Genomic DNA, 263 nt, shown 5'->3' on the forward strand with positions numbered 1-263 from the left:
TTGGCTATCAGGGCTGACGTGTACTGAGCAAAACTTTATTCAAAAATCTGGGTTTGCTGAGTATGCCAGTCGTCACAACGTGATTGTGGTGGCACCCGATACCAGTCCTAGGGGTGTCGATTTGAGCGGTAACGATGTGCCTGATGACAGCGCTTATGATTTGGGGCAAGGGGCAGGCTTTTATGTCAATGCCACCCAAGCGCCTTGGGCAACGCATTTTCAGATGTATGATTATATCGTCGATGAATTGCCTAATCTAATCG

The 263-nt window shown here is 47.9% G+C and carries 1 protein-coding gene; it reads left to right on the forward strand.

Translation table 11 applies throughout. The annotated features are described in order from the left end of the window. Positions 1 to 13: 13 nt before the first annotated feature. Positions 14 to 263, forward strand: a 250-nt coding sequence (locus ACSV5T_RS09940) for an alpha/beta hydrolase-fold protein (RefSeq protein ID WP_438321013.1), incomplete at its 3' end; no start/stop codon positions are given.

Source organism: Veillonella sp. ZSJB6 (assembly GCF_051549505.1).
GTDB lineage: Bacteria > Bacillota > Negativicutes > Veillonellales > Veillonellaceae > Veillonella.